Origin of the sequence: Natronospira elongata (assembly GCF_034931365.1) — a bacterium.
GTDB lineage: Bacteria > Pseudomonadota > Gammaproteobacteria > Natronospirales > Natronospiraceae > Natronospira > Natronospira elongata.
On record NZ_JAYGII010000061.1, the window covers coordinates 1 to 7404 of the forward strand.

The following is a 7404-nucleotide window of genomic DNA, read 5'->3' on the forward strand; positions in this document are numbered from 1 at the left end:
CTCTCCTCTATGCGCCCCCTCGGGAGGCGTCTTCATTCGGCCTACTGGGTAGACCACCTGCAGGTGGCTTGCAGGCACCTACTAATTGTAGGGAAATTTTTTCCGATACGGAATTTTTCCGTATGAACGGTCGCGCCGTCCTGACAGACTGCCTTCTGGCCACCCGGTCCGGAACGCCGCTCATCACGCGGGTTTCCGGGTGGTTTGGTCATCGCCGGCGGTGGTCCACCCGGCAATTGCAGCACCGCCGGTGGCCGGTGGCCAAGGTGTGCCCTCCAGTCACCCCGCAAGGGGGCGGCGATTCTCGCTCTGCGGCGCCTGGGGCGGATCAGTAAGCTCATTAAGGAGACCAAGCGGACGCCGCTCCCGCATATCCCGGGATGAGATGTTCAATGATGCGCTGTGTTCAAGAAAACTGAACACCCGGGAATATTGAACAGCGTACTTTCGGTTGCTGGGAAGCGGTCATAAAAGCGGCCGTCCTTGCCTGGCGATTTCTGTTAACTTCCTGAATTATCAGTCTGAATCAGGCGCTTCGAAGCGGACATGGTGGCGGCCGGGCAGGGGTGGATTTCGCCTCTCACGGGGCTCTGTATAATCCGCAGCACGCTTTTCTGGAATTTTGGGCATGGGGAGAAGGCCTTGAAGTGGGTCGGCATGGTGGTGTGGAACACCTTCGAGACGGATGCGCGGGTGCTCAAGGAGGCGCAGACCCTGACGGCGGCCGGTTACGAGGTAACGGTCTGTGCCCTGCATTAGTCGCGATAGGCTGTCGTTTCGATTATTGCGATTTTCGCTTATTTCGAATAGAGTCAGGGTATGGCACTAGACTTGGAGGTCGGATATGAGCGCCGAAGCGAAAGCCACTGAACTGCCTGATCGTGACACTGCCGAGCTCGCAAGGGACAGTGCCGCCGCGCTGAGTCGACTTCTTGCGCGCAAACCGGATGTGGCGAGGGCGCAAGTGCGTCTTGATGATACTGATCTGGTTCTGCCGCGAGACGCTTTGCTTCTGCTTAGGGATTTGCTGTCCGAGCTTGCCCAGGGGAACGCGGTGACGGTTGTACCGACACATGCTGAATTGACAACCCAGGAAGCGGCCAACCTGCTTAATGTCTCGCGCCCCCATCTGGTCAAGTTGGTCGAAGCAGGGCAGATCCCTTGTTCCAAGGTGGGGACTCATCGTCGCATTCGCTATCAGGACCTGATGCAGTACAAGACTCGGCGGGACCAGCAAGCGCGCGAAGCGATGGATGCATTGACTCGGGAGGCCCAGGATCTGGACATGGGTTACTGATGCGCCTTGTTGTCGTATATGACGCCTGCGTGCTCTATCCGGCGCCTCTGCGGGATTTTCTGATTCGATTAGCTGGTACCGGCCTATTTGCGGCGAAGTGGACGGATCGCATTCATGATGAATGGATTCATAGCCTGCTTATGAAGAGACCAGACCTCGAATCGAGGCTGTCGCGAACACGTGAGCTAATGAATACGGCGGTGCCGGACAGCCTTGTTACTGGCTACGAAGAGTACATTGATCTGGTAGAGCTTCCTGATCCTGACGATCGTCATGTGGTTGCGGCAGCGATTCGTTCGTCGGCCCAGATTATAGTCACGACAAATCTTAAGGATTTCCCAGAATCGGCCTTACAAGCCCATGATCTTGAAGCAGTCCATCCGGATGAGTTCTCGATTATGCAGATGGACCTGAACGAAGGGCAGGTCGTTCGGCTTGCGCATCACCATCGTATGGCACTCAAAAACCCGCCAAAGTCGCCTGAGGAGTATCTTGACACGCTTCGCAGCCAGGGCCTTGTCGCTACGGCGGACAGGCTCTCGGCGTATCAAGATTTGCTTTAATCAGAGGTTGGAGCTTCCATAGGCTCTCATCAGCCCAATACTTGAAGGGGAATCAGGGATGCGGATTCTGTCGGTCTTCGGGACGCGCCCGGAGGCGATCAAGATGGCGCCGGTGGTTCGGGCGCTTGCGAGCGCGCCGGGGATTGAGTCCCGGGTGTGTGTGACCGCCCAGCATCGGGGGATGTTGGACCAGGTGCTGTCGGTCATGGATGTTCGCCCGGATGTGGATCTGTCGGTGATGAAGCCCGGGCAGGATCTGAGTGGGCTGACGGCGGATATTCTGGCTGGGCTCAAGCCGGTCTTGGCCGATATGGCACCCGACCGGGTGCTGGTCCATGGGGATACCACCACGACCTTTGCCGCGAGTCTCGCGGCCTACTATGCGCGTATTCCGGTGGGGCATGTGGAGGCGGGCCTGCGCACGGGGGATATCTGGTCGCCCTGGCCGGAAGAGGCCAACCGCAAGCTGACCACGGCGTTGGCGGATCTGCATTTTGCACCCACCGAGGGTGCGCGTCAGGCGCTGTTGGGCGAGGGGGTGCCGCCGGAGCAGATTCACGTGACCGGCAACACCGTGGTCGATGCCCTGTTGGAAATCCAGGGACGGATCGAGAGTGATCCGGCGCTTGCCGAAAAACTGGCCAGTGGCTTTCCCTGGTTGCGGGAAGATCGTCGCTTGCTGCTGGTCACCGGCCATCGCCGGGAAAGCTTCGGCGAGGGGTTTCGGCGTATCTGCGATGCCCTGACCCGGCTCGCCGAGCGCGATGACCTGCAGATTGTTTACCCGGTGCATCTGAACCCCAATGTCGCCGGCCCCGTCCATGAGCACTTGGCGGGCTATGACAACATCCACCTAATTGAGCCTCAGGACTATCTCCCCTTCGTCTATCTCATGACCCGGGCCGATGTGATCCTGACCGACTCCGGCGGCATTCAGGAAGAAGCCCCCTCCCTGGGTAAGCCGGTGTTGGTGATGCGCGAAAAAACTGAACGGCCCGAGGCCGTTCAGGCTGGTACCGTTCGGTTGGTGGGGACGGACACCGATAAGATTGTTTTTGGCGTGGCCGGATTGTTGGACGAGCCGCTGGCGTATGAGCGGATGGCTCGGGCGCATAATCCGTATGGAGACGGTCGGGCCGCCGAACGGATCATCTCAGGACTGGTCGCAGCTCAGAGTTGAAAGTGGAAAGGGTTGGGTGGGGCCGCAGCAGATATGCAAAGCCCCACCCACTCTAGCGTCTATGGCTCGTCGTCAGTTTCGTCGAATAGGTCACAACGGGCACACATTCTCAGGATGAGTCGTTCTCCTTGGTAGAATTCGTGGATGCAGGCGCTGCAACCGCCGCTAGGCTGCATGGGGGCGTTGGGAGAGCCCCAACTCCATCCTCCACCGCCGGGCGTTGGTCCGAAATTGGCGCCGCTGACCGGGTCATGGATGTGCGAAAATAGGCCGCTTAACCCCAATTCGCGCATTCGCTCCAGTGCGCACTCATCCTGGATTTCGGTTGTGCTGTTCTGAGCCAGCAGGCGGCGCTCGCCAAGGATTCGGCTTTCGGCATAGTTGAAATCAATCTCCTGGAGATAGACATCGCCATCCAGTGACCAGATAAAACTAAAATCAATTTGCAGATAATCCGGGTCGTCCAAAGAGGCAGCACCGTTTTCGCTGACAAAGAATGGCGCTCGAATGCTGGTCGGAATACGATGGTCCGGGCCATACTTCACCCCCCGTTCCACATCGCCACCCGATCCAAAGAATCGTCCGACAAGGCTGAAACGTGATTCTGTCGCCCTCGTGCCTTCACGAATCTGATCCTTGAGACGACTCTCTCCGGTAAGCTGAGCAGCTTCCATCACGGAGCTTCTTGCTTCGGGGTCCGTAAGAGCTTCAAGTGCCGTGCCGCTCGGGCAGGCCTCTCCGGTGTCGTCATCGGCCGGGGAGCCGACGTTCCATTCGTACCAGGGAGGCATCACCTCGTTGTGACTCCCGGACGCCAAGCTAGCCGCGTTGGGCTCGTTTTCCATCGCCAAACTGGCCAGATCTTCCTCCATCATGGCTAGGGCAGCCCGATAATTGTCGTACTCGGATAGCAGATCGGCGTACTCGGCCTGCAGGTCCGACGGAATCACGCGGTGCTCGGAGACAGGCCCCCAGAGTGTGGCGTCGATCTGGGTCCAGCTCATTTCAACAGCGAATAACTGGTGGGTGTCCGGATTCGCCAATAAAACCAGGCGCTGGTTTGGTTCGGACCAGCATTGCACCGAAACATCTGGGTCGCTTGGGATGGTGGGTGATGTTTCGCCACCTTGGGCAGATTCACAGCGAAGTTCGGGCATGTAATATTGCTCAGCGTGAGCAAGCGCAGCATTTACGCTTGTGCAAGCCTCGCAGAAGTATGCATCTGCCGTATCGAATGAAGCCATTGCGCTCATTGGAATTGCACTTAGCAGCAAAGAAGTGAGCGCTACGCGGCCTTTTTGCTGTCGGACAGTCATGTCCCCCTCCTATTTTTTGGTATTTGACATATTTTTGAGCTGACGGGAGACTCCCCGGTCAGCAGGGAAAAAATTATCAAGTGATGGGGTGGGCGGCAAGCCTGGACTGTCAGTCAGCTGACCTGGATATTGTCGGAGAATTCTGACTTTATCGGTAAGGAAGCGGGGTATAACAACCGGCCTTGCTGGAGGACACGCTCCTGCGCTGAATTACCCAGGGGAGGGGTGTAGAATTCTGTGGGTCTAGCCCAGTTCAGAAACCATCGCGACTCAATCATGAGGGTATTGGTGGTACAACTGATAGTGGTTCATCGCTGCCCCGCAGAAGAAGCAGAACACCATGTCTGATAACCAGGCCCCTCAGCACTCAGCACTCAGTACTCAGCACTCGCGGGCCCCCGCCCGCGTCTGCGTTGTGGGCCTGGGCTACATCGGGCTACCGACGGCGGCCGTCATCGCCTCCCGTGGCATCAGCGTCGCCGGGGTGGATGCCAATTCCGAGGTGGTCGAGACCATCAATCGGGGGGAGGTGCAGATTGTTGAGCCGGATCTGGATATCGTGGTGCGTAGTGTGGTGTCGGCGGGCAATCTGCATTGCCACACTGAGCCACGAGCGGCGGATGCATTTTTGATTGCGGTGCCTACGCCCCTGCGGGACGATGATGCGCCGGATCTTTCCTATGTTGAGGCGGCGGTTCGTTCGGTTGCGCGGGTGTTGGAGCCGGGGAACGTGGTGATTCTGGAATCCACCTCGCCGGTGGGGGCCACGGAGCAACTGTGCCAGTGGTTGCGGGATGAATGCCCGAACTTGAGTTTCCCCGATCACGCGGGAGATGCCGCTGATATTCGCGTGGCCCATTGTCCTGAGCGGGTGATGCCAGGACAGATTCTGAGAGAGTTGGTCGAGAATGACCGGGTGATCGGCGGGGTGAGCGATGCCTGTGCCGAGGCGGCAATGGCCGTTTACCGGTGCTTTGTAAGAGGCGAGTTGATTGCTACTGATGTGCGCACGGCGGAGATGTGCAAGCTGGCGGAGAATGCTTTCCGGGATGTGAACATTGCCTACGCCAATGAGCTCTCGCGAGTCTGTGATCAGCATGGGGTGGATGTTTGGGAGCTGGTACGGCTGGCCAATCGTCATCCGCGCGTGAACATTCTTAAGCCCGGGCCAGGGGTCGGTGGGCATTGCATAGCCGTGGACCCCTGGCTTTTGATTCATGACGCGCCGGAGCAGACACCGCTGATGCAGACCGCACGGCGCATTAACGATGAGCAGCCGGCGCATGTGGCCGGACGGGTGTTGGCGGCCCTTCCCGAAGGGGTGAAGAGAATCGCTTGCCTGGGGCTCAGCTTCAAGCCCAATGTGGATGATTTGCGATCCAGCCCGGCGCTTGAAGTGGTGGATATCCTGTCCCGCAGCGGCCAGTTTGATGTGGATGTGGTCGAGCCCCATGTGAATGCACTGCCGGCGCCCATCGCGGAGCGGGGGAATGTGCGCCTCGTGAGTCTGGAGCACGCCTTGCAGGCAGATTCCACCCTGGTGGGTCTGGTTCGTCACGATGCCTTCGTCTCGGCAGTGAAGCATGGCCGGCTGCCCGTGGACCGCCTGCTGGATTTCGTCAGCCTGTCCTCCGCTGCCTCCTGAGAGCTCGAGTGCTAGAATCCACGCTTTTCCTCTGAGCGGAGAGAGGTCTTGAGCCAGTTGGGGCGAGAGCAGAATCGCGCGGCACCGCGCTGCTCGGTGGTGGTGCCCGTCTATCGACATTGGGCGCGTATCCCGGCGCTGCTGTATTGTCTGGAAGCCCAGAGCCTGCCTCGCGATGCCTTCGAGATCATCCTCGTCAACAATGAACCCGAGGCCGACCTCCCGGCGCTTCCCGAGGGGGTGCGCTTGGTGGAGTGTTCCGTGCCCGGTTCCTATGTCGCTCGCAATCGGGGTGCGGCGGTTTCCCGCGGCGAAGTGTTGGCCTTTACCGATGCAGATTGCCGGCCGGAGCCGGAGTGGCTGGCTGCCGGATTGGCGGCGGCCGGCACCCCACCGGTGCAGCTGGTGGCCGGCGCCATTCGTGTCGAGAAGGTCTCGGCGCAGCCCAGCCGCTGGGAGATCTACGATGCAGCCATGGCTCTGCCCCAGCGTCGCTATGCTCGCGAGGGCTTTGGGGCCACCGCAAATCTGTTTGTCCCCCGCGAGATATTTCGGGCTCTGGGAGGGTTTTCCGAGCATCGTTATTCGGGAGGCGACCGGGACTTGTGTCTGCGTGCCCGTGCTGCCGGCCGTGCGCTCGTTTATCAGGATCAAGCGGTGGTTCGGCACCCGGCCCGAACCACCCGCGAAGCGGTCATCGGCAAGCTGCGCCGGATCAAGGGCGGTCAGATTGGCGAGCAGGCCTTGCTGGGGCGGATCAAGGGGTTTTTGCGGACGTTTCTGCCGCCGGTGCATGCCTGGCGACGGGCCTTGCGGCGGCGAGACCTGCCCTGGCGGGAGCGTTGGGTTGTGGTGGCGGTGCAGGCGCGTCTGTGGCCGGCGGAGATGGCCGAGGCCCTGCGCCTGGTCTTTCGTGGCAAGGGAGCGGAACGAGAGTGAGTCAGTCCTTGCAGGGGCGAAAGGTGGTCATGGCTGTCTGGGGCAGCCTGCGCCATGACGCGCGGGTGCTGCGGGCGGCGACGACGGTCCATGAGGCCGGTGCCGAGCTGGTGGTGGTGGCGGCCAGCTGGCGGGCCGAGGAGCTGGGCGAGCATCGCGATGAGCGGGGTTTTCGTGTGGTCACAGTAGCCCGGCCCACGCCCTGGAAGGAGATGAACCGCCAGCCCGGTTTGTGGGCGGCGATCAAACGCGCCTTTGAATTGCTGCCGAGTGGGATCGGCTTCATGCGCGCCATGCGCCGGGAGCGGGCCGATCTTTACCATGCCCATGACATCCAGGCGCTTCCCTGGACCTGGCTGGCGGCCCGGGGCCGGCCCTATATCTACGATGCCCACGAGATCTCTACCGACGGCACTGCCTATACCCGAATCGCCCGATTCGTTTCACGACTTGAGTCTTTCTTC

7 protein-coding genes are annotated in these 7404 nt (G+C 60.2%); 6 read left to right on the forward strand and 1 reads right to left on the reverse strand.

All coding sequences use genetic code 11. From position 1 onward, the window contains the following. The first annotated feature begins 844 nt into the window (after positions 1-844). Genes VCB98_RS13330 through wecB form a run of 3 tightly spaced genes read left to right on the forward strand, consistent with a single transcriptional unit; the run spans position 845 to position 3040 of the window. Positions 845-1297, forward strand: coding sequence for a helix-turn-helix domain-containing protein (locus VCB98_RS13330; RefSeq protein WP_346053355.1), 453 nt, complete (start codon positions 845-847; stop codon positions 1295-1297). Beyond that, positions 1297-1860, forward strand: a complete 564-nt coding sequence (locus tag VCB98_RS13335; protein ID WP_346053357.1) for a PIN domain-containing protein — start codon at positions 1297-1299, stop codon at positions 1858-1860. The genes VCB98_RS13330 and VCB98_RS13335 overlap by 1 nt, the downstream gene beginning before the upstream one ends. 58 nt (positions 1861-1918) lie before the next feature. Next, complete coding sequence (gene wecB / locus VCB98_RS13340) at positions 1919-3040, forward strand: non-hydrolyzing UDP-N-acetylglucosamine 2-epimerase (protein ID WP_346053359.1); 1122 nt, start codon at positions 1919-1921, stop codon at positions 3038-3040. 59 nt (positions 3041-3099) lie between these two features. Here wecB and VCB98_RS13345 read toward each other — a convergent pair whose 3' ends face one another. Continuing rightward, a complete protein-coding gene (locus tag VCB98_RS13345) occupies positions 3100-4356 on the reverse strand; it encodes a hypothetical protein (protein ID WP_346053360.1) in 1257 nt (418 codons plus the stop codon). A 340-nt stretch (positions 4357-4696) separates the two neighbouring features. Here VCB98_RS13345 and wecC point away from each other — a divergent pair, with 340 nt between their 5' ends. The 3 genes from wecC to VCB98_RS13360 form a co-directional block, all read left to right on the forward strand. Then, on the forward strand, positions 4697-6001 hold the full coding sequence (gene wecC, locus VCB98_RS13350) for a UDP-N-acetyl-D-mannosamine dehydrogenase (protein WP_346053362.1): 1305 nt from the start codon (positions 4697-4699) through the stop codon (positions 5999-6001). Positions 6002-6049: 48 nt separating this feature from the next. Beyond that, a complete protein-coding gene (locus VCB98_RS13355; RefSeq protein WP_346053363.1) occupies positions 6050-6940 on the forward strand; it encodes a glycosyltransferase family 2 protein in 891 nt (296 codons plus the stop codon). Next, positions 6937-7404 (forward strand): glycosyltransferase (locus tag VCB98_RS13360; protein WP_346053365.1); only part of this gene is annotated, 468 nt, incomplete at its 3' end. The genes VCB98_RS13355 and VCB98_RS13360, both read left to right, overlap by 4 nt.

What these genes read in the sequence shown, in the direction of transcription:
- wecC (WP_346053362.1), top strand. Translation starts at nt 4,697, where the DNA reads ATGTCTGATAACCAGGCCCCTCAGCACTCAGCACTCAGTACTCAGCAC.
- VCB98_RS13345 (WP_346053360.1), bottom strand. Translation starts at nt 4,356, where the DNA reads ATGACTGTCCGACAGCAAAAAGGCCGCGTAGCGCTCACTTCTTTGCTG.
- VCB98_RS13335 (WP_346053357.1), top strand. Translation starts at nt 1,297, where the DNA reads ATGCGCCTTGTTGTCGTATATGACGCCTGCGTGCTCTATCCGGCGCCT.
- wecB (WP_346053359.1), top strand. Translation starts at nt 1,919, where the DNA reads ATGCGGATTCTGTCGGTCTTCGGGACGCGCCCGGAGGCGATCAAGATG.
- VCB98_RS13330 (WP_346053355.1), top strand. Translation starts at nt 845, where the DNA reads ATGAGCGCCGAAGCGAAAGCCACTGAACTGCCTGATCGTGACACTGCC.